Below are 20,110 nucleotides of genomic sequence, written 5' to 3'. Positions count from 1 at the left end.
TTTTCATGGCTCTGACTTAATACTTGCATGTTTTTCACGTGCTATAGAAATAGCCTTTCTCAACTTCTTTTCAAGAATTTCTTTAGAAGGAAGCTGTGTTAAATACTGTGCAACATGAATATTAGAGCCTTCGAGTTCAAGATATTCTATATCCTCTTGATCCTTATCAGCACATAAAATAATCCCTAACGGTTTTTCTTCACCTGCTTTTCGTTCATTTTTATCTAACCAATTTAAATACCATTCCATCTGTCCTTTATAAGCTGGTTCAAAGCGACCTATTTTTAGTTCTATTGCTATAAGACGTTTTAATCCTCTGTGAAAAAATAGCAGGTCCAAATACCTGTCAGTTGTTTTAGTACTCATCCTTTTTTGACGTGTTACAAAACAAAAATCACTCCCAAACTCTTGTAAAAATTTTGTCAATTCATCCAAGATTGTATTTTCTAGATCAGTCTCACTATAACTTGATGGCAATTCCATGAAGCTAAGGAAGTATGGGTCATGAAAAATGAATTCTGTTGCTAACATATTTTCTTCACGTAAATTTTTTATACTCCTTCTTATAAACTCTTCAGGTTTTTTTGCTAGCGCTGTACGTTCATACAACATAGTATCGATTTTACTACGTAGTGCTCTAACACTCCACCTTTCAATACGACACATTTCTATATAATAATTACGCTTCAGCTCATCAGAAATTGCAATAATTTCTACAAAATGTGACCAACTCAATTGTTGTGACAGTGTCGCGACAATTTCTTGATCAGAAAAGAATTTAGAAAATTGCACCATACGAAATAATGACGCTCTATCAAAACCACGTCCATATTTAATCTGAAGTTCTTTTGCAAGTTGGGAGATGATTTGCTTCCCATAATCTGCACGTTTGTGCTTTAGAATATCTTGATCAATTCTGGAGCCAATTTCCCAGTTTAACAATACTAGAGTAGAATTGAATTGAACAGAAAGATGATTCTTTGCTCTATCTATTAAATTACTAATGTCTCCTAATAGGCTAGTAGTTATATCCATATTCATAACTTTACTTTTGGTAAGTATAGCAGATGGTTTATTTTTATCCTGAAAAAACATTACTACTACCACTTATTACTTTAGAACCACAAGATATTGAATCTCCAACTCTTCCTATACTATAGCCATTTGCAAACACTTTTTTTGATCCTTCAGTTAATACTCTACCTTCTGTAAAATTATCTCCTTTTCGGCAAACTGGCTTACCATTTACAAAAACATTGTTACTGCCGCTAATGCAGAAATGTGGTATAGCTTCTCCACAGCAGTCTCCTAACCTCACTATTCCTTTGTTCAATTTAAGTCGATCCTTTCTGCTTTCAGTTTGATTCCACTTTTTGTCATTTCTATCTCTGATTTTCCTACTTTGAAATTTAATTTATCCACTACAGAAATTTCAAGATTCTTGCTCTCCTTGTCATACAATAACTTTGTTCCATCTTGAAATACTAAACTGTTAATCATTTCACTATTCTCTGGAGCAGAATAATTTTGCTGATATATTCCAGCTAGTACTACTCCTAATGATAACTCTCCCAATGGTGACAATATTACTACCTGTTCATTTATGCTTGGTGGTAGCCAGCTTCTTTCCTCTCCTGCTCTAGAAGTTATCCATGGAAGAAAATCTGTTAAAAGTTCTCCTATCTTCACTCTTACTTTTGCTTTCTCATAATCTACTTCTTTTACAACTCCTATTCGTACAATGTTTGCTAACTTTCTTTGCAGCTCTGAAATAGCAAAATTACTCTCTAACATTTTCTTCTATTATAATCGTATGTGGCTTAATCTTATTTTCTGTCCATATCGATTTACCTAAATGAAGCTGATGACTCCAATCAACCATCCACACCAAATATGCATCTAATTCGGGTCTAAATCCGTCAATTGCTGCAGAGATAAATTCTCCTGGTGAAACATTTTTTATATTCCATGTATTTTTGTTTACAACTTTTGCCACCTCGGCAGCTAATGTTCTGACAATAAGAGGAGCATTTTCGATTGTGCTATCAACTATAGCTCTTTCCACAGAAGTCCGGATATGATAAGATTAAGGATAGATGGCGATAAGGAGGTTGGATGCCGGCAGCATATAGTTATGATTTAAGAAAAAAAGCAATGGAAGCACTAGACGAAGGGGAAAGCAGAGAAGCAGTGGCAGCAAGATTTAAAATTGGACGAACTACTTTGTGGGAGTGGCAGCAAAGAAAAAAAGAAACAGGCGACTTTCAGTCAAAAAAACTCGGTAATGGAGGTTACAATCAGAAAATTATCGACTGGAATAAGTTTATCGAATTTGCTAAAAAACACGGTAGAAAAACTCTGTCGGAAATGGCTAAACTTTGGGGCAACGTTAGTATCCAAACGATCCACCGAGCTCTCAGAAAAATTGGATTTACGCGCAAAAAAAGACATATGGATACAAGGAAAGGAACGAAGAAAAACGTGCTGAATTCTTAAAAATTATAGCAACAAAAGAACCAGAAAACTTAGTGTATATAGATGAGTCTGGGATTGATAACACGGAGGACTATCCATATGGGTATTGCCAGAAAGGACAGCGATTTTATGCCCTAAAATCTGGAAAAAAAACTCAACGAATCAGCATGGTTGCAGCCTTAAGTAGAAGAAAGATAGTTGCTCCATTAACATTTGAAGGCCACTGTAATATGGATATTTTTAATGGATGGTTTGAGCAATTTTTGGCACCGATCTTAGAACCTGGACAAACTGTCATTCTTGATAATGCTACTTTTCATAAGTCTGATAAGCTTATCAAGCTCGCTAAAGGAGTCGGTGCAGAAATTTTGTATCTGCCGCCTTATTCTCCAGATTTTAACAAAATTGAGCATCATTGGTTTGCTATAAAAAACAGAGCCAGGAAAAACATTCCTCTATTCGAATCCTTTCGTCGTGCTGTTGATTCTGCCTTCCTATGACCTATTCGGACTATTATGAGAAATGCTATAAGAGGTTGTCCGGAAACAAGTAAAAGGCTATAATATCTGAAATTTTAGTACGGGGTAAAGATGAGAAAAAAGTATCCAACAGATCTAAGCGAAAGGGAATGGGCAAGAATAGAAAAACACTTCAGAGTATCATACAAGAAAGGAGGAAGGCCGCAAAAGTATAGCAAAAAAGAAATATTAGAAGCAATTTTCTATGTATTGCGTACAGGGTGTCAATGGCGGTATTTACCAAATGATTTTCCGCTATGGAAGACTGTGTATGAGCAGTTCAGGCAATGGAAGAAGCAGGGAATTTTTGAGAAAATGAATTATGAAATTACAAAATATAGTAGAAGAAAAATAGGAAGGAATGAGCAGCCGAGTGCCTGTATAGTAGATAGTCAATCTGTAAAGACTACAGAAAAGGGGGGATCAAAGGCTATGATGGAAGTAAAAAAGTAAAGGGTAGAAAAAGGCATATAATTACAGACACTCAGGGTTTTATACTAGGTTGTTACGTAGGCGCTGCTAACGAAAATGATAGAGATGGTATTAAAATAGCATTAAACAATATGAGAACAAAATATACTAAAGTTAAAAAAATGTGGGCTGACATGGGATACCAAGGAAGAAATTTAAAGAATCACATAAAGGAAGAATATGACATAGATATTGAAATTGTTAAAAGGCCTCCATGTAGATTTTGGGTGCACAAAGATACGCCACCTGAGCTACTACCAACAAGAGAACAAGGGTTTAAAGTACAGCCAAGAAGATGGGTTGTAGAAAGGACTTTTGCTTGGGTTAATAGGAATAGAAGGCTATCGAAGGAGTATGATTTACTCACAACATCCACTGAGAATTTCATATACCTAGCTATGAGTAGGGTTATGTTAAAGAGGGAATATGCTTGAATTTACTAGTTTCCCGACAACCTCTAAGAGGTTGTCGGGAAACAAGTAAAAGGCTATAATATCTGAAATTTTAGTACGGGGTAAAGATGAGAAAAAAGTATCCAACAGATCTAAGCGAAAGGGAATGGGCAAGAATAGAAAAACACTTCAGAGTATCATACAAGAAAGGAGGAAGGCCGCCAAAGTATAGCAAAAAAGAAATATTAGAAGCAATTTTCTATGTATTGCGTACAGGGTGTCAATGGCGGTATTTACCAAATGATTTTCCGCTATGGAAGACTGTGTATGAGCAGTTCAGGCAATGGAAGAAGCAGGGAATTTTTGAGAAAATGAATTATGAAATTACAAAATATAGTAGAAGAAAAATAGGAAGGAATGAGCAGCCGAGTGCCTGTATAGTAGATAGTCAATCTGTAAAGGCTACAGAAAAGGGGGGATCAAAGGCTATGATGGAAGTAAAAAAGTAAAGGGTAGAAAAAGGCATATAATTACAGACACTCAGGGTTTTATACTAGGTTGTTACGTAGGCGCTGCTAACGAAAATGATAGAGATGGTATTAAAATAGCATTAAACAATATGAGAACAAAATATACTAAAGTTAAAAAAATGTGGGCTGACATGGGATACCAAGGAAGAAATTTAAAGAATCACATAAAGGAAGAATATGACATAGATATTGAAATTGTTAAAAGGCCTCCATGTAGATTTTGGGTGCACAAAGATACGCCACCTGAGCTACTACCAACAAGAGAACAAGGGTTTAAAGTACAGCCAAGAAGATGGGTTGTAGAAAGGACTTTTGCTTGGGTTAATAGGAATAGAAGGCTATCGAAGGAGTATGATTTACTCACAACATCCACTGAGAATTTCATATACCTAGCTATGAGTAGGGTTATGTTAAAGAGGGAATATGCTTGAATTTACTAGTTTCCCGACAACCTCTAAGATGTATGGTCCCAGAGAGTGATGGTATACTATCATCATCATTTAAGGAGTCATTATGGGACAGATATTACATGGGTGCGCCAAAACAACACAGACGATTCGTAGAGCAATACAAAATAGAAAAGAGAGCATAGCAAAACTCTCCAAGCATTATAACCTTAATCCAAAAACTATTATTAAGTGGAGAAAACGTTCATTTACGAAAGATGCTGATATGGGTCCAAAGCATCCAAGATCAACTGTTTTAACGCTAGAAGAGGAAGCTATAATAGTTACATTTCGCAAGTATACACTACTGCCACTAGATGATTGCCTTTACGCTCTGCAGTCTACAATTCCGCATTTGACTCGCTCTAGCTTGCATCGTTGTTTACAAAGACACAACATTAGCAGATTACCAACTGTTGATGGAGAAGTTAAGTCAAAAAAGAAATTCAAACAATATCCTATCGGTTACTTTCATATTGATATTGCTGAAGTTAGAACTGAGGAGGGCAAATTACATTTGTTTGTTGCTATTGATAGGACATCCAAATTTACCTATGTTGAGTTGTGTAACAGTGCTACAAAACCCATAGCTGCTGAGTTCTTACGTAATTTGATTAGAATTTTACCGTATAAAATCCATACTATTTTGACAGATAACGGTATACAATTTACAAACCAGAAGCGTCATAAGTATGCTTTCCAACATATATTTGATAGAGTTTGCGAAGAGAATGTTATTGAACATCGTTTGACAAAAGTTAGCCATCCTTGGACGAATGGGCAAGTCGAGCGTATGAATAAAACTTTAAAGGATGCTACAGTTAAGAAGTATTACTATCAATCGCACCAGCAACTTAAAGAACACCTTTATAACTTTGTTATGGCTTATAATTATGCAAAGAGACTCAAAACTCTTAAGGGTCTTACTCCTTATGAATTTATATGTTATCAGTGGACACAGTCTCCAGAATTATTTATACTAAATCCACACCATCACACTCTGGGACCATACATCTAAGTTAAATATAGCTAAGCTTCTTGTTGATAAAGGTGCTAATATTATTGCTGAAGATAATAATGGTAGAACACCTCTACGTGTAGCTGCTTGCAATGGTAATCTAGATATGGTCAAATTCTTCCTTAATAAGAGTGTTGATATCGAGTCTGAAAGTAATGACCCAGATAAGATGATGGGAAAGATTGAGAGTATAAGGAAGGAAATTATAAATCAAGTAGATGCTTCATCTAATGTAAAAAAGTGGGCAAAGTCTTTTATAGAAGAGTTAAGATATTCAATAAAAAGTAAAGCAAAGAGAAAGCTGGATGGTAATATATCGAGTAATTGTAGTGCTTCGACCACTGAACTTACTAATAGAATTTATAATTTTGATAAAAACTTATTTGATAATATAATTAAAGAAGTTGTAGATGATGCATATGGAAGAGTAGATACGAAAAAAATATTAAGCTGTGTACGCAGTCATGGTTATATTGGTCAGCTGATTTCAGGTTACATAGCTGTATTTGATGCAATGCAAAAGAGTGGTGATCTAAATGATAATGCAATATTTAAGTTAGCTTCTTACATTAAAGAAGCAATGGAGATGAAGTATTATCCTAAAGTTCCTTTAGAAACAAGATCTAGCCTTGAAAAGCTAGAAAATAGATTACCAAAATCAGTAAGGAATGCAATATTTGCTTCAAAAGTATGTATAAAGAACGTTTATCAGGATGAATATTTATATGCTGCTAACAAATGTTTCAATTATGATAATGACAGACGAATGGCATTTACTTGGACTCCAAAGAATGAAGAAAATGATAAGTTTAGGTGGAAGATTAAACCTGATGGTAACAATTTTTATATAGTGAATGTTGCATTTAATGAAAACTTGTATGCTGCTAGTAACTATTTTAATTATGATAATGATAGACGAATGGTATTTACTTGGATTTCAGGGGGAAGAGTTGCACGAGATGTGTGGATGATTAAACCTGATGGTAACAACTGTTCTATAATGAATGTTAAGCTTAAAGAACATTTATATGCTGCTGATTATGCTAAATATGACAATGATAGGCGTAGAGTATTTACTTGGATTCCAGGAGGTCAGGTTCTGCAAGGGATGTGGATAATTGAAGATTGTGGGTCTACTGTAAGAAAAGTTAGAGATATTGTCAGTAATGCTAGAGAAGAATTAGATCAAGAATTGCTAGATGCTGCAAAAGTTGGAGATATGAGCAAAGTAAAAGATTCTGTCAATCGAGGAGCTGATGTTAATACTAAAGACAGAGATGGTAACACTCCTTCGCGCAATGCTGTATTAAAAGGTCACTTTGGTATATTTAAATACCTTGTTGAAAATGGTGTTAGTTTAGAGGGTAAAGATCATCGTTGTGGTCCCTCTATATGTGATGCTTCTTATAGTGGTAATTTGGATATACTAAAGTACCTTATTGGGAAAGGTGTTGATGTTAATGAGTCTGACAAAAATGGTTGGACACCGCTACATTTTGCTGCATGGAGAGGTTACTTAGAAGTTGCTAACTTTTTAATAGAAAAGGGTGCTAATATTAACGTTGAGAACATTTTTGGCAGGAAACCCATACATGTTGCTGCTGAAAATAATAACAAAGACATTATAGAATTTTTCCTCAGCAAAGGAATGAGCATTGATGATACTGATAGAGATGGTCGCACTCCTCTATACTATGCCTCTTGGAATGGTCATTTAGACATGGTAAAGTACCTTATAGATAAGGGAGCTGATATTTACATTCAAGATAAAGGTGGCATAACACCGCTAGATGCCGCTACTGATCAAAAACACGATGATGTAGAAAGGTATTTAAAACAAGTGCAACTAGATAAAGAATTATTGATTGCAGCACAATATGGTAATCTTGATGAAATTAGAAGTCTTGTAGGTCAAGGAGCTAGCTTAGGTGCTAAGTATATTGATGGCCGGACTCTTATGCATTGTGCTGCTTATGGAGGTAAGTTAGATGTAGTAGAATATCTCGTTGCAGGTGAAAAAAGTAGTTTAGAAGTCAAAGATAATAGTGGTAAAACTCCTCTACACTGCGCTGCTTCCAACGGTAAGCTGGATATAGTAAAATATTTTGTAGATGAGGAGAAAATTGATGCTAGCATTAAGGATAATAGTGGTTGGACACCACTACATTGGGCTTCTTGGAATGGTCACTTAGATGTAGCAAAGTATCTTATAGGTAGAGGAGCTAATCTTGTTAATATTAAAGACAAAGATGGAAAAACACCTCTAGATATTGCTGATCAAAAAGGTTACACAGATATAGTAGAAATTTTAAAGCAAGCGCAATCAGGCCTATATAAAAAATATAATGAGTTGTTGATTGCTGTACTGGAAAATAATCTTATTAAAGTCAAAAATCTTGTAAGTCAAGGTACTAGCTTAGAAACTAAAGATAGTTATGGCTGGACGTTATTACATTTTGCTTCTATTTATAATTACTCAGATATGGCAGAATACCTTATAAATAAAGGTGTTGATATTAACGCTAGAGACCAGTATGGTAAAACTCCTCTACACCTTACTTCATGGTTCAATCGCTTAGATGCAATGAAGTGCCTTATAAGCAATAATGCTGATATTAATGCTAAAGATAACAATGGTAAAACACCTCTAGATGGTTCTGGTTTTAATTCAGATGCAAAAAGAGTTTTAATGCAGGCACACTTAGATAAAGAATTATTGACTACTGTAGAAGGTAATTATCTTGAAAAAATTAAAGGTCTTATTGCTCAGGATGTGAGCAAAGATAGGCATGGTGCATATTATTATGCTTGGAGTGGTAACTTGAACATGGTCAAGTTTCTTGTTGAGAGAGATGTTGATGTAAACGCTACTGATAAATATGGGTGTACATTACTACATTGGGCTACATTGAAAGGTCATTTAGATGTTGCTAAGTTTCTTACTAGTAAGGGAGCTAATGTTAATGCTGAGGATATTCTTGGCAGAAAGCCTATACATTTTGCTGTTATAAACGATCACAGGAATATTATAGAGTTTCTTCTCGATAAAGGGATAATAGTTAATAGTGCTGATAAACAAGGTCATACACCACTGCACTGGGCTTCTTGGAGCGGTCATTTGGATATGGTGAAGTACCTGATAGATAAAGGGGCCAATATTAATGCTAAATGTGAAGCTGATAGGACACCACTAGATATTGCTAGAGGCAGAGGACATAGTAACATTGTAAAATATTTAGAAGAAAAACTTAATCAAGAAAGAGAAAAGCCTGTACAACGCAGACGCCGTCATCACCATGGAGATCATAGTCGCAATCATAATCACTCATCACATAAATTCCTTTCTGTAGATTCAAGTAATCAACCTGAGATAGCAGCAAGTAGTGGCACAAGACCATCTTCATGGATAAATGATTTATTTGGTTGGGTAAAGAGCTCTATAGGTGGGTTATTAGGTTCTAGAGCTGCTTTACCTGAGAAAACATTCACTCAAAGTTCAATCTCACAAATTAGTGCACCAATCGATGTAAATGGTACAATAATGTTACTTGACATGCTCATTAGAAAAGCTACAGGTCAGAAGTACATTTCTACAGTAGATCAGTCTATATCTCCACTAGAAGCACAGGGCTATGCACTCAATATTACAAAGGGATTTGAGAAAGTAGTAGAGCAAGCTGGATTAAAAAGTGGTGTATCAATGCATCGATTAAATATTGATTATATGGGAATGCAAAAAGAGATTACTAGAAAAGTCATGAGTGGTAAATTTAATGAGATTTCAGGGGTTTGAAGCTCATATATAGAGAAGGCATGTCCTAGTAGAGAAGCTGGTAAATTAAGTCCGAAGAAATTTGAAAAGTTTATGGCTACATTTAATAACAAGCTAGATGTATCACTAAATCAATCAATACACCAAATGCTACATAATGAAAATAACGTACTAAAAATGGATAATATAAAAGAACCGCAAAGCTTAGGTTTATCTGGACCTAGAACTAGGTTAGATGATGTATTAATTGCGGGCAATGCCAGAGAATTAGTCGCTGGAAGAAGGTAGTAGACTAAAAAGTTTCTTCCTTAAGTTGTGTAATGTCAGCCTGAGGAAGGCCAGTTGTCTGGGAAATAACATCAATAGAAATGCCAGCATTAAGTAGGTTTTTTGCAACTTCGATTTTTTCTTCTTGTCTACCTTTTTCGTGACCTACTTTAAGACCCTCATCAAATTTTTGAGCTAAAGCAGCTACCTCATCCATTATGCGTTTTTTCATTTGTTCATATGCTAGTAACTCTTCTTCTGACCAATTAAACTTATTCATCTCTTCATAAGCTCGTTTTATTATTACGTCACTACCAACTATCTTATCTAGATCCTCTTCCCTTGTTTCTCCTGCATAGCGAAAAAAGTAACACCATTTTTCTACTATATTTTCTAGTTGGTCTTCTTTGGTCTTTGTAAATTTTGGTAGTTCTATGAATACGAAGTAAAAATCCTTTAAGTCATGTTCAAAGCTATTTTGATCTAAAATGACATGATTAGATTTGTACTCAGACTTATCTGGAAAAATAATACAATCAGCAATAGCAATAAAGATAATTTCTTTAAGGTTATGATAATCATCACCTTGATCAGCTTGACTTGAGTAGGCTTTAGCAGCATAATATTGAGCACGCTTTTCGAAGCCTTTGGTCTTAGTAAACTGGTCAGGTAAGGAAGCAGTATTACTACTACCCCCTCCCTTAGAAACGCAGCATGCAGGTTTCCCAACACTACGCTTGAGCCCCTTATCTAAGTTCTTCTTTTCTAGAACCGGCTTGTCCTTCATGATTCCTCAGGAAACATCATTCTTAATGGTGACACCAACAGTAGAGAACCTTCTCTTGAGAAAGAGCTTGCTAACATTCTTGTTCGTTTCACTCTCTCATCAAAATACTTTTTCCATTTTAAGTCAAGGGGATTTGCATCCGCTCTGATTTTAACATGTCGTCTGATAGGTATATCAATCAGCTTAAGCAGTCTTAAATACCGTATCTCTTTTGGTTTGTTCTTGCATAGGGGTGCAGCAAAAACCCATTGGCGTTGACCCATTACTTTGAAGTAACGATTCTTTATCCAACGTAATCCTTTACGAGGATGTCTTTTCTTTGCCCATTTCCATAAACTATGCCAAATTTCATTGTCGATCTTTCTAAACGCTTTTTTAGCACACACATGGTGATAGTAATTTCCCCATCCTCTCAGTAGAGAGTTGAGTGACTTAATTACTATAGCCTGAGTGTTCGCTATATTTGCTTTTATCAATGTACGTGCTTTATTAAGAAGTCTTTTAATACTTTCTTTCGAAGGTTTAATAATTAACTTCTTATTATATCTACGTACATTACAACCAAGAAAGTCAAACCCTGTTGTGATAGATGTATAGCATTTCTCATAATAGTCCGAATAGGTCATAGGAAGGCAGAATCAACAGCACGACGAAAGGATTCGAATAGAGGAATGTTTTTCCTGGCTCTGTTTTTTATAGCAAACCAATGATGCTCAATTTTGTTAAAATCTGGAGAATAAGGCGGCAGATACAAAATTTCTGCACCGACTCCTTTAGCGAGCTTGATAAGCTTATCAGACTTATGAAAAGTAGCATTATCAAGAATGACAGTTTGTCCAGGTTCTAAGATCGGTGCCAAAAATTGCTCAAACCATCCATTAAAAATATCCATATTACAGTGGCCTTCAAATGTTAATGGAGCAACTATCTTTCTTCTACTTAAGGCTGCAACCATGCTGATTCGTTGAGTTTTTTTTCCAGATTTTAGGGCATAAAATCGCTGTCCTTTCTGGCAATACCCATATGGATAGTCCTCCGTGTTATCAATCCCAGACTCATCTATATACACTAAGTTTTCTGGTTCTTTTGTTGCTATAATTTTTAAGAATTCAGCACGTTTTTCTTCGTTCCTTTCCTTGTATCCATATGTCTTTTTTTGCGCGTAAATCCAATTTTTCTGAGAGCTCGGTGGATCGTTTGGATACTAACGTTGCCCCAAAGTTTAGCCATTTCCGACAGAGTTTTTCTACCGTGTTTTTTAGCAAATTCGATAAACTTATTCCAGTCGATAATTTTCTGATTGTAACCTCCATTACCGAGTTTTTTTGACTGAAAGTCGCCTGTTTCTTTTTTTCTTTGCTGCCACTCCCACAAAGTAGTTCGTCCAATTTTAAATCTTGCTGCCACTGCTTCTCTGCTTTCCCCTTCGTCTAGTGCTTCCATTGCTTTTTTTCTTAAATCATAACTATATGCTGCCGGCATCCAACCTCCTTATCGCCATCTATCCTTAATCTTATCATATCCGGACTTCTGTGGAAAGAGCTATAACTCTACAATATCGCTTATTTGATTCACTAATAATGAGAATTGGTATAACTTTGCTATTTTTCTCTCTAGATTCTTGCAAAGTTCTACAAGATTAACCACATTACCTCACGGTTTCTCTATGATTATTTTTTTAGATTACTTGTTTACCTTATTTGCCGTTCTCCTGAACGAATATACATAAGCTATAAAAACTATCTAATAGCTACCCAAAACCCTTATTTCCCACTCAAGTTCAACATTAAATTTATCCTTTACTGCATCTTTTACTTTGTTGCCAAGGTTTTCCAAGTCAGATGCAGTTGCATTATCATAATTGAGCAAGAAGTTACAATGTTTCTTAGAGATTCTAGCTCCACCAATATTTAACCCTAGGCAGCCAGATTTATCAATTAACTCCCATGCTCGGTAGTTTTTTGGATTTTTGAATATGCACCCAGCAGTTTTTCCTCTTATTGGCTGGCTTTTATTTTTCCTCTCAATAACTTCCTTTAACCTTTGCAGTATAAGCTCATACTCTGAGTTTACCCCTTTAAACTCAGCTTCAACAAAAATCCAATTTCCTTTTAGGCTATGTCCACGGTAAAAATACCCCATTTCTTCGCTGGAGAACTCATATAGGTTTCCATCCTCTAGATTCACTGCTTTTATGGATTGTACAACACTTGCGATATCACTACCATATGCACCTGCATTCATTTCTATTCCGCCACCAACTGTTCCTGGAATTCCAACTAGAAACTCCAACCCACTAATCTGCTGATTTCCCGCAAAGTGAGCAAGGTTGCTGAGCAGCACAGCTCCCCCAGCTACAATAGAGTTGTTACCCTTACTTTTAATATATGCAAACTCCTTACCTAATTTTACTGTTATTCCTCGAATGCCACTATCTCGCACTATTATGTTGGATGTTGCACCAATAACGCTAACTGGCAGTTCAGTATTTTTAATCAAGTATGTTAAATCTTCAATATCACATGGTTTAAATAATACATCAGCTCGTCCACCAACATTTAACCACGTCGCTTTAGACATTAAGACATCATAACGATAGATTCCACGTACTTTAGGTAAGCTTATAAGCATTTTGATTTCAACTCTAATCCTGCATCCATACCCATTTTCTCCGCATCTTCTATAAATGAAGTGCGCTCAGTGAAGTATATATTTTTTCCACTTGCTAACATACAACGAAGGTGTAGCATATTTTCGCTCACATATTCAGCCAAAGCTGCAAGTGGTGTAAAACATGAACCATTCACTGTCTTCACAAAACTGCGCTCTGATTTCACTCCTATAAAAGACATATTATTATTAATTTTCTCTAAAAGATCGATAATTTTTACATCATTCCTTCTACATTGAATACAAACCGCCCCCTGCCCCACTGCACTTAACATAACTTTTGGTGGCAATACCTCTGTAATCAAGTGATGTTTTTCTAATCTTATGAGTCCTGCTTCAGCTAGAATTATTCCATCAAAACTTTGATTTTGCAATCTGGTTGTTACATTTCCACGTAGCGGTACTATATTTAAATCTGGTCTAACATTTAACAACTGAACTTTTCTTCTTATTGAAGAAGTGGCAATAGTAGCCTGCTGTGGCAAAGACTCAAGGCTATTGTGTTTATGAGAAATAAACGCATCGCATGAACTTAGCCTTTCTAAAACACAAGGAATTATTAAACCCCCTGAGAAAAACGCAGGCATATCTTTTAGCGAATGAACTGCCATGTCTATATTATTTTCGAGCAATTCAGTCTCAATTCCTTTAATGAATAATCCTTTGCCTCCTATTTCAGCAAGATTTGCGTTTGCATACTTATCTCCAGAAGTTTTTATTTTAACAATTTCAATAGATAAGTTAGGAAAAGAATCCAGCAACTTTTGTTTTGCTTCCAAAGCCTGGGCAACTGCAAGCTTGCTTCCTCTGGTACCTATTTTGACTAGCATGTGTACGATTGTTTGTCTGATGTCATTCAAGTAGCTGACTACTTGGATCCAGTTTAATTCATTATATAAACCTTTGCATTTATTGTACTTTAACTTAAAACCAAAAGCAACTTTGACTTTACAAAATAATAACCTTTTATATGCATAAATAAGCTTACTGGATTCTAGTACTTGCATGACAAGGTATAAACCTTATCGTCATACCACCGCGAACCGTCATACCGTCACGGTATCTCTAGATCCCGCTAACACGTAGCGGGATGACGAATTATTTAACCGTCATACCGCGATTCATTCGCGGTATCTCTAGATCCCGCTAACAAGCAGCGGGATGACGGTTGTCGTTTAGCTATAAATATTAAAAAATTTACCAAGCGAAAAAAAAGGCAAAAGAAGCCCCGTGGTGGTTGGCTATTTACTATGTACTAAAATATCGGCGTTTTTTTTATTCTAAAACGCTTGATTAAGAGCGATTTAGCTGCTTTTAACTTGCAACTAACCTACACCGCAAGTGTTTAAGAAATTTACTAAGCAGGAAAAAAGGCAAAGAAACCCCGTAGTAGCTAGCATTCAAATTCTCCCTTGTCAATTTGACGTTTTTTGCTGTCTTAAACGCTTTGTAAGCGCGTTTCGGCTTATATAGGTAAAAACCTAAAAATTTTTAAAGACATGCGATGCACGTAGTGCGAAAAATTAAACATGAGACGCCAAATACCCTAAGTTTTTTGTCATTAACCTGCACAGATTGCGAAGATAAATAAATAGCTTCAGTTTCATGATAGGGAGGATGGCAAAGCTTGTCAAGGAATTTTTATGGCCTAGCGTCACGTGCTGGAATGACATTTGGGAATATGTTATCCGTTTGTCACTTCTAAATGATAAGAGCCTCAATGAATTTATTAGTTTATTACATGTCTCTTTTCATGTATAAATCTATAGAAAGTTTTATACGGAAGTTGTTTTATGAGCAAAATTATAGAAATCAGAGCACCAAAAACTCTTGGTGGTGAATCAGTTACAGAAGGTATAGTAAAAATAAAGAAGGGTATTGGAGAAGCAGTAAAAGTAGATGACTTGATCTTTGAAATTGAAACTGACAAAACAGCACTCGAATTAACTGCAGAAGCTTCAGGGCAAATAACTGAATTTCTTGTAAAGGAAGATGATGTAATAAGCCCTGATCAATTGTTAGCGAAGCTTTCCATGGGAGAAGTAAAAGAGGAAGCAAAAAAAGAAGATAAAAGCGAAAGTTCTGCTAAAAAAGATGCTCCATCAGCTCGTAAAATTATGGAAGAAAATGCAATCAGTGCAGAAAGCGTCAAAGGAACTGGCATGGGAGATAGAATAACAAAAGCAGATGTGATAGGCCACATGAACAAAGCTGAACAGCCTGCAATAAAACAATATGAATTGCCAAAAAGTGTAGTAAATGGAGAGCAAAGAGAGGAACGAGTAAAAATGAGCAAAATAAGGCAAGTAATTGCCGCTCGTTTGAAGGCGTCGCAAAATACTGCTGCAATACTGACCACGTTCAATGAAATTGACATGAAGAATGTCATGGATCTAAGAGCAAAATATAAGGACGCCTTTGAAAAAAAATATGGAATAAAACTTGGTTTTATGTCGTTTTTTATAAAGGCAGCGGTGCAAGCATTGAAAGAAATTGCTGAAATTAACGCTGAAATCTCAGGCGATGAAATCATATATAAACATTACTATGACGTAGGTGTTGCTGTTGGCACCGATAAAGGTCTTGTTGTACCAGTTATTCGGGGTGCCGATCAGATGTCATTTGCAGAAATTGAGTTGACTTTAGTTGCTCTTGGCAAAAAAGCTCGTGAGGGTAAATTACAAGTATCAGAAATGGAAGGTGCAACATTTACCATCTCAAACGGTGGAGTATACGGTTCACTTCTTTCCACTCCGATAATAAACCCTCCGCAATCTGGAATACTTGGAATGCATTCAATACAAAACAGGCCAGTTGCCATGGGCAACTCAATTGAGATTAGACCTATGATGTACATTGCCCTCTCTTACGACCACAGAATAGTTGATGGCAAAGGAGCAGTAACTTTCCTCATTAAAATAAAAAATTATATAGAAGATCCAAACAGGTTAGTTTTGGAAGTGTAGCTCAAATGAGTTGTTGTTAGTCTAGTATTGCTAAAAACCTAAATATCATCTAGTTCTGCCAATAGTTTCACAACTTCCGGATGATCAGGGCCATAATGTTTCTTAAAGATGGATGAAGCCCGTTCAAACAATTCCTTTTGTTTCTTGTGGTCACCTAGAGCACCATAAACGTCACATAAGTCTGCCAGTAGTTTGGCAACTTCAGGGTGATCAGGGCCGTAATGTTTCTCAAAAATAGGTAAAGCCCGTTCGAACAACTCTTTTGCTTTCTGAGGATCACCTAAAGTCCTATAAGTGGTACCGAAGCTCACTAATGTTCTAGCAACTTCGAAATGATCAGGTCCATAATGTTTTTCTTGAATTGCTAAAGCCCGTTCAAGCAACTCTTTTGCTTTCCGAGAATTATAGCTCTTTTTACAATAATCCGAACAGACCGTAATATGCTACTGGCCTGCTATAGCCATAAACACATATCTTATCGCATTCGGACTATTATAAGAAAGGCTATACCTAAATTCCCATAGGCATCACCTAGATTGGCCAATGCAATGGCAACCTGAAAATGATCAGAACCATAGTATTCTTCAAGAATAGGTAAAGCCTGTTCAAGCAACTCCTTTTGCCTACTAGGATTACCTGAATCCCCATAAGCATTACCTAGATTTGTCAGTGCAATGGCAACTTGAAAATGATCAGAGCCATAGTGTTTCTCAAGAATAGGTAAAGCCTGTTCAAGCAACTCCCTTTGTTTCTGAGGATCACCTGAGGTACCGTAAACAATACCGAGGTTTATCAATGCAATGGCAATTTGAAAATGATCAGAGCCATAATGTTTTTCTTGAATTGCTAAAGCCCGTCCAAGTAACTCTTTTGCTTTCTGAGAATCACCTAAAGCTCTATAAGAGGTACCTAGACCTACTAATGTGCTAGCAACTTTGGAATGATCAGGCTCATAATGTTTCTCTTGAATTGCTAAAGCCCGTTCAAGCAACTCCTTTTTTTCTTCATAGTTACCTAAATTCCCATAAATGATACCGAGGTTTGTCAATATATAGCTCTTTCCACAGAAGTCCGGATATGATAAGATTAAGGATAGATGGCGATAAGGAGGTTGGATGCCGGCAGCATATAGTTATGATTTAAGAAAAAAAGCAATGGAAGCACTAGACGAAGGGGAAAGCAGAGAAGCAGTGGCAGCAAGATTTAAAATTGGACGAACTACTTTGTGGGAGTGGCAGCAAAGAAAAAAAGAAACAGGCGACTTTCAGTCAAAAAAACTCGGTAATGGAGGTTACAATCAGAAAATTATCGACTGGAATAAGTTTATCGAATTTGCTAAAAAACACGGTAGAAAAACTCTGTCGGAAATGGCTAAACTTTGGGGCAACGTTAGTATCCAAACGATCCACCGAGCTCTCAGAAAAATTGGATTTACGCGCAAAAAAAGACATATGGATACAAGGAAAGGAACGAAGAAAAACGTGCTGAATTCTTAAAAATTATAGCAACAAAAGAACCAGAAAACTTAGTGTATATAGATGAGTCTGGGATTGATAACACGGAGGACTATCCATATGGGTATTGCCAGAAAGGACAGCGATTTTATGCCCTAAAATCTGGAAAAAAAACTCAACGAATCAGCATGGTTGCAGCCTTAAGTAGAAGAAAGATAGTTGCTCCATTAACATTTGAAGGCCACTGTAATATGGATATTTTTAATGGATGGTTTGAGCAATTTTTGGCACCGATCTTAGAACCTGGACAAACTGTCATTCTTGATAATGCTACTTTTCATAAGTCTGATAAGCTTATCAAGCTCGCTAAAGGAGTCGGTGCAGAAATTTTGTATCTGCCGCCTTATTCTCCAGATTTTAACAAAATTGAGCATCATTGGTTTGCTATAAAAAACAGAGCCAGGAAAAACATTCCTCTATTCGAATCCTTTCGTCGTGCTGTTGATTCTGCCTTCCTATGACCTATTCGGACTATTATGAGAAATGCTATAAGAGGTTGTCCGGAAACTAGTAAATTCAAGCATATTCCCTCTTTAACATAACCCTACTCATAGCTAGGTATATGAAATTCTCAGTGGATGTTGTGAGTAAATCATACTCCTTCGATAGCCTTCTATTCCTATTAACCCAAGCAAAAGTCCTTTCTACAACCCATCTTCTTGGCTGTACTTTAAACCCTTGTTCTCTTGTTGGTAGTAGCTCAGGTGGCGTATCTTTGTGCACCCAAAATCTACATGGAGGCCTTTTAACAATTTCAATATCTATGTCATATTCTTCCTTTATGTGATTCTTTAAATTTCTTCCTTGGTATCCCATGTCAGCCCACATTTTTTTAACTTTAGTATATTTTGTTCTCATATTGTTTAATGCTATTTTAATACCATCTCTATCATTTTCGTTAGCAGCGCCTACGTAACAACCTAGTATAAAACCCTGAGTGTCTGTAATTATATGCCTTTTTCTACCCTTTACTTTTTTACTTCCATCATAGCCTTTGATCCCCCCTTTTCTGTAGTCTTTACAGATTGACTATCTACTATACAGGCACTCGGCTGCTCATTCCTTCCTATTTTTCTTCTACTATATTTTGTAATTTCATAATTCATTTTCTCAAAAATTCCCTGCTTCTTCCATTGCCTGAACTGCTCATACACAGTCTTCCATAGCGGAAAATCATTTGGTAAATACCGCCATTGACACCCTGTACGCAATACACAGAAAATTGCTTCTAATATTTCTTTTTTGCTATACTTTTGCGGCCTTCCTCCTTTCTTGTATGATACTCTGAAGTGTTTTTCTATTCTTGCCCATTCCCTTTCGCTTAGATCTGTTGGATACTTTTTTCTCATCTTTACCCCGTACTAAAATTTCAGATATTATAGCCTTTTACTTGTTTCCGGACAACCTCTAAGAGGTTGTCCGGAAACTAGTAAATTCAAGCATATTCCCTCTTTAACATAACCCTACTCATAGCTAGGTATATGAAATTCTCAGTGGATGTTGTGAGTAAATCATACTCCTTCGATAGCCTTCTATTCCTATTAACCCAAGCAAAAGTCCTTTCTACAACCCATCTTCTTGGCTGTACTTTAAACCCTTGTTCTCTTGTTGGTAGTAGCTCAGGTGGCGTATCTTTGTGCACCCAAAATCTACATGGAGGCCTTTTAACAATTTCAATATCTATGTCATATTCTTCCTTTATGTGATTCTTTAAATTTCTTCCTTGGTATCCCATGTCAGCCCACATTTTTTTAACTTTAGTATATTTTGTTCTCATATTGTTTAATGCTATTTTAATACCATCTCTATCATTTTCGTTAGCAGCGCCTACGTAACAACCTAGTATAAAACCCTGAGTGTCTGTAATTATATGCCTTTTTCTACCCTTTACTTTTTTACTTCCATCATAGCCTTTGATCCCCCCTTTTCTGTAGTCTTTACAGATTGACTATCTACTATACAGGCACTCGGCTGCTCATTCCTTCCTATTTTTCTTCTACTATATTTTGTAATTTCATAATTCATTTTCTCAAAAATTCCCTGCTTCTTCCATTGCCTGAACTGCTCATACACAGTCTTCCATAGCGGAAAATCATTTGGTAAATACCGCCATTGACACCCTGTACGCAATACATAGAAAATTGCTTCTAATATTTCTTTTTTGCTATACTTTTGCGGCCTTCCTCCTTTCTTGTATGATACTCTGAAGTGTTTTTCTATTCTTGCCCATTCCCTTTCGCTTAGATCTGTTGGATACTTTTTTCTCATCTTTACCCCGTACTAA

General features: G+C 36.1%; 19 protein-coding genes and 3 pseudogenes. 9 read left to right on the top strand and 13 right to left on the bottom strand.

The genetic code is table 11. The features are described from left to right. Positions 1–3: 3 nt before the first annotated feature. The 4 genes and pseudogenes from AAGD90_RS02690 to AAGD90_RS02675 form a co-directional block, all read right to left on the bottom strand. Positions 4–1,095 (bottom strand): YhcG family protein, encoded by a 1,092-nt coding sequence (locus AAGD90_RS02690; RefSeq protein ID WP_264735442.1) that lies wholly within the window; start codon positions 1,093–1,095, stop codon positions 4–6. Then, positions 1,079–1,333, bottom strand: coding sequence for a PAAR domain-containing protein (locus tag AAGD90_RS02685; protein WP_341822090.1), 255 nt, complete (start codon positions 1,331–1,333; stop codon positions 1,079–1,081). The genes AAGD90_RS02690 and AAGD90_RS02685 overlap by 17 nt, the downstream gene beginning before the upstream one ends. Continuing rightward, positions 1,330–1,794, bottom strand: a complete 465-nt coding sequence (locus AAGD90_RS02680) for a phage baseplate assembly protein V (RefSeq protein ID WP_047759504.1) — start codon at positions 1,792–1,794, stop codon at positions 1,330–1,332. Before AAGD90_RS02680 ends, AAGD90_RS02685 begins: the two co-directional genes overlap by 4 nt. Continuing rightward, a pseudogene (locus tag AAGD90_RS02675) lies at positions 1,781–2,059 on the bottom strand (hypothetical protein); the annotation flags it as partial. The gene AAGD90_RS02680 and the pseudogene AAGD90_RS02675, both read right to left, overlap by 14 nt. A gap of 56 nt (positions 2,060–2,115) precedes the next feature. Here AAGD90_RS02675 and AAGD90_RS02670 point away from each other — a divergent pair. From AAGD90_RS02670 to AAGD90_RS02645, 7 genes and pseudogenes are all read left to right on the top strand, one after another. Beyond that, a protein-coding gene (locus AAGD90_RS02670; RefSeq protein WP_156518142.1) for an IS630 family transposase occupies positions 2,116–2,975 on the top strand; the annotation gives its coding sequence in 2 pieces (ribosomal slippage) (positions 2,116–2,440 and positions 2,440–2,975; 861 coding nt in all). Positions 2,976–3,065: 90 nt separating this feature from the next. Beyond that, a protein-coding gene (locus tag AAGD90_RS02665) for an IS5-like element ISWpi1 family transposase (RefSeq protein ID WP_341821644.1) occupies positions 3,066–3,898 on the top strand; the annotation gives its coding sequence in 2 pieces (ribosomal slippage) (positions 3,066–3,435 and positions 3,435–3,898; 834 coding nt in all). Between the two features lie 86 nt (positions 3,899–3,984). After that, a protein-coding gene (locus AAGD90_RS02660) for an IS5-like element ISWpi1 family transposase (RefSeq protein ID WP_341822030.1) occupies positions 3,985–4,817 on the top strand; the annotation gives its coding sequence in 2 pieces (ribosomal slippage) (positions 3,985–4,354 and positions 4,354–4,817; 834 coding nt in all). A gap of 82 nt (positions 4,818–4,899) precedes the next feature. Beyond that, the gene (locus AAGD90_RS02655; protein ID WP_338482200.1) at positions 4,900–5,850 is read left to right on the top strand and encodes an IS481 family transposase; all 951 of its coding nucleotides are present in this window, start codon (positions 4,900–4,902) and stop codon (positions 5,848–5,850) included. Next, positions 5,816–5,956: pseudogene (locus AAGD90_RS07180) on the top strand (ankyrin repeat domain-containing protein); the annotation flags it as partial. The gene AAGD90_RS02655 and the pseudogene AAGD90_RS07180, both read left to right, overlap by 35 nt. A gap of 66 nt (positions 5,957–6,022) precedes the next feature. Beyond that, positions 6,023–9,643, top strand: a complete 3,621-nt coding sequence (locus AAGD90_RS02650) for an ankyrin repeat domain-containing protein (protein WP_341822089.1) — start codon at positions 6,023–6,025, stop codon at positions 9,641–9,643. Between the two features lie 72 nt (positions 9,644–9,715). Further along, positions 9,716–9,910 (top strand): hypothetical protein, encoded by a 195-nt coding sequence (locus AAGD90_RS02645; protein ID WP_341822088.1) that lies wholly within the window; start codon positions 9,716–9,718, stop codon positions 9,908–9,910. A 4-nt stretch (positions 9,911–9,914) separates the two neighbouring features. Here AAGD90_RS02645 and AAGD90_RS02640 read toward each other — a convergent pair whose 3' ends face one another. The 5 genes from AAGD90_RS02640 to hemC form a co-directional block, all read right to left on the bottom strand. After that, entirely contained in the window at positions 9,915–10,676 is a 762-nt protein-coding gene (locus AAGD90_RS02640; RefSeq protein WP_341822087.1) for an Rpn family recombination-promoting nuclease/putative transposase, read from the bottom strand. Continuing rightward, positions 10,673–11,302 (bottom strand): group II intron maturase-specific domain-containing protein, encoded by a 630-nt coding sequence (locus tag AAGD90_RS02635; protein ID WP_341822086.1) that lies wholly within the window; start codon positions 11,300–11,302, stop codon positions 10,673–10,675. Before AAGD90_RS02635 ends, AAGD90_RS02640 begins: the two co-directional genes overlap by 4 nt. Then, positions 11,299–12,158, bottom strand: a protein-coding gene (locus tag AAGD90_RS02630; RefSeq protein WP_156518142.1) for an IS630 family transposase whose coding sequence is annotated in 2 segments (ribosomal slippage) — positions 11,299–11,834 and positions 11,834–12,158 — 861 coding nt in all. Because the reading frame shifts where the segments join, the coding sequence is not laid out codon by codon here. The genes AAGD90_RS02635 and AAGD90_RS02630 overlap by 4 nt, the downstream gene beginning before the upstream one ends. Positions 12,159–12,419: 261 nt before the next feature. Then, positions 12,420–13,307 (bottom strand): UDP-N-acetylmuramate dehydrogenase, encoded by an 888-nt coding sequence (murB, locus tag AAGD90_RS02625; protein WP_253303484.1) that lies wholly within the window; start codon positions 13,305–13,307, stop codon positions 12,420–12,422. Next, a complete protein-coding gene (gene hemC, locus AAGD90_RS02620) occupies positions 13,298–14,176 on the bottom strand; it encodes a hydroxymethylbilane synthase (RefSeq protein ID WP_341822168.1) in 879 nt (292 codons plus the stop codon). The genes murB and hemC overlap by 10 nt, the downstream gene beginning before the upstream one ends. Positions 14,177–15,139: 963 nt before the next feature. Between hemC and odhB the strand changes: the two genes are divergently transcribed. Next, positions 15,140–16,312: a 2-oxoglutarate dehydrogenase complex dihydrolipoyllysine-residue succinyltransferase gene (gene odhB / locus AAGD90_RS02615; RefSeq protein WP_341822085.1), complete on the top strand. Its 1,173-nt coding sequence runs from the start codon at positions 15,140–15,142 to the stop codon at positions 16,310–16,312. Between the two features lie 38 nt (positions 16,313–16,350). Here odhB and AAGD90_RS02610 read toward each other — a convergent pair whose 3' ends face one another. Together AAGD90_RS02610 and AAGD90_RS02605 are read right to left on the bottom strand one after the other, a co-directional pair. Beyond that, positions 16,351–16,695: a tetratricopeptide repeat protein gene (locus AAGD90_RS02610; RefSeq protein ID WP_341822084.1), complete on the bottom strand. Its 345-nt coding sequence runs from the start codon at positions 16,693–16,695 to the stop codon at positions 16,351–16,353. A 92-nt stretch (positions 16,696–16,787) separates the two neighbouring features. Continuing rightward, positions 16,788–17,360: a tetratricopeptide repeat protein gene (locus AAGD90_RS02605; RefSeq protein WP_341822083.1), complete on the bottom strand. Its 573-nt coding sequence runs from the start codon at positions 17,358–17,360 to the stop codon at positions 16,788–16,790. A gap of 67 nt (positions 17,361–17,427) precedes the next feature. On the opposite strand from AAGD90_RS02605, the gene AAGD90_RS02600 reads away from it, so the two are divergent. Continuing rightward, a protein-coding gene (locus tag AAGD90_RS02600) for an IS630 family transposase (RefSeq protein WP_156518142.1) occupies positions 17,428–18,287 on the top strand; the annotation gives its coding sequence in 2 pieces (ribosomal slippage) (positions 17,428–17,752 and positions 17,752–18,287; 861 coding nt in all). 55 nt (positions 18,288–18,342) lie between these two features. On the opposite strand, the gene AAGD90_RS02595 is transcribed toward AAGD90_RS02600, so the two are convergent. Further along, positions 18,343–19,175 (bottom strand): IS5-like element ISWpi1 family transposase gene (locus AAGD90_RS02595; protein ID WP_341821642.1). Its coding sequence is split into 2 segments (ribosomal slippage): positions 18,343–18,806 and positions 18,806–19,175, totalling 834 coding nucleotides; the frame shifts between segments, so codons are not numbered across the junction. 86 nt (positions 19,176–19,261) lie between these two features. Beyond that, positions 19,262–20,094: pseudogene (locus tag AAGD90_RS02590) on the bottom strand (IS5 family transposase). Between the last annotated feature and the right edge of the window lie 16 nt (positions 20,095–20,110).

The sequence above is a fragment of the Wolbachia endosymbiont (group A) of Ischnus inquisitorius genome, from assembly GCF_964026985.1.
Lineage (GTDB): Bacteria > Pseudomonadota > Alphaproteobacteria > Rickettsiales > Anaplasmataceae > Wolbachia > Wolbachia pipientis.
This window is presented reverse-complemented; position numbering and strand designations above follow the sequence as displayed.

Bases quoted from the DNA above. Each gene is read 5' to 3' on its own strand.
- AAGD90_RS02690 (WP_264735442.1), bottom strand. From the start codon at position 1,095: ATGTTTTTTCAGGATAAAAATAAACCATCTGCTATACTTACCAAAAGT.
- AAGD90_RS02680 (WP_047759504.1), bottom strand. From the start codon at position 1,794: ATGTTAGAGAGTAATTTTGCTATTTCAGAGCTGCAAAGAAAGTTAGCA.
- AAGD90_RS02655 (WP_338482200.1), top strand. From the start codon at position 4,900: ATGGGACAGATATTACATGGGTGCGCCAAAACAACACAGACGATTCGT.
- AAGD90_RS02650 (WP_341822089.1), top strand. From the start codon at position 6,023: ATGGGAAAGATTGAGAGTATAAGGAAGGAAATTATAAATCAAGTAGAT.
- AAGD90_RS02645 (WP_341822088.1), top strand. From the start codon at position 9,716: ATGGCTACATTTAATAACAAGCTAGATGTATCACTAAATCAATCAATA.
- AAGD90_RS02640 (WP_341822087.1), bottom strand. From the start codon at position 10,676: ATGAAGGACAAGCCGGTTCTAGAAAAGAAGAACTTAGATAAGGGGCTC.
- AAGD90_RS02635 (WP_341822086.1), bottom strand. From the start codon at position 11,302: ATGACCTATTCGGACTATTATGAGAAATGCTATACATCTATCACAACA.
- murB (WP_253303484.1), bottom strand. From the start codon at position 13,307: ATGCTTATAAGCTTACCTAAAGTACGTGGAATCTATCGTTATGATGTC.
- hemC (WP_341822168.1), bottom strand. From the start codon at position 14,176: ATGCTAGTCAAAATAGGTACCAGAGGAAGCAAGCTTGCAGTTGCCCAG.
- odhB (WP_341822085.1), top strand. From the start codon at position 15,140: ATGAGCAAAATTATAGAAATCAGAGCACCAAAAACTCTTGGTGGTGAA.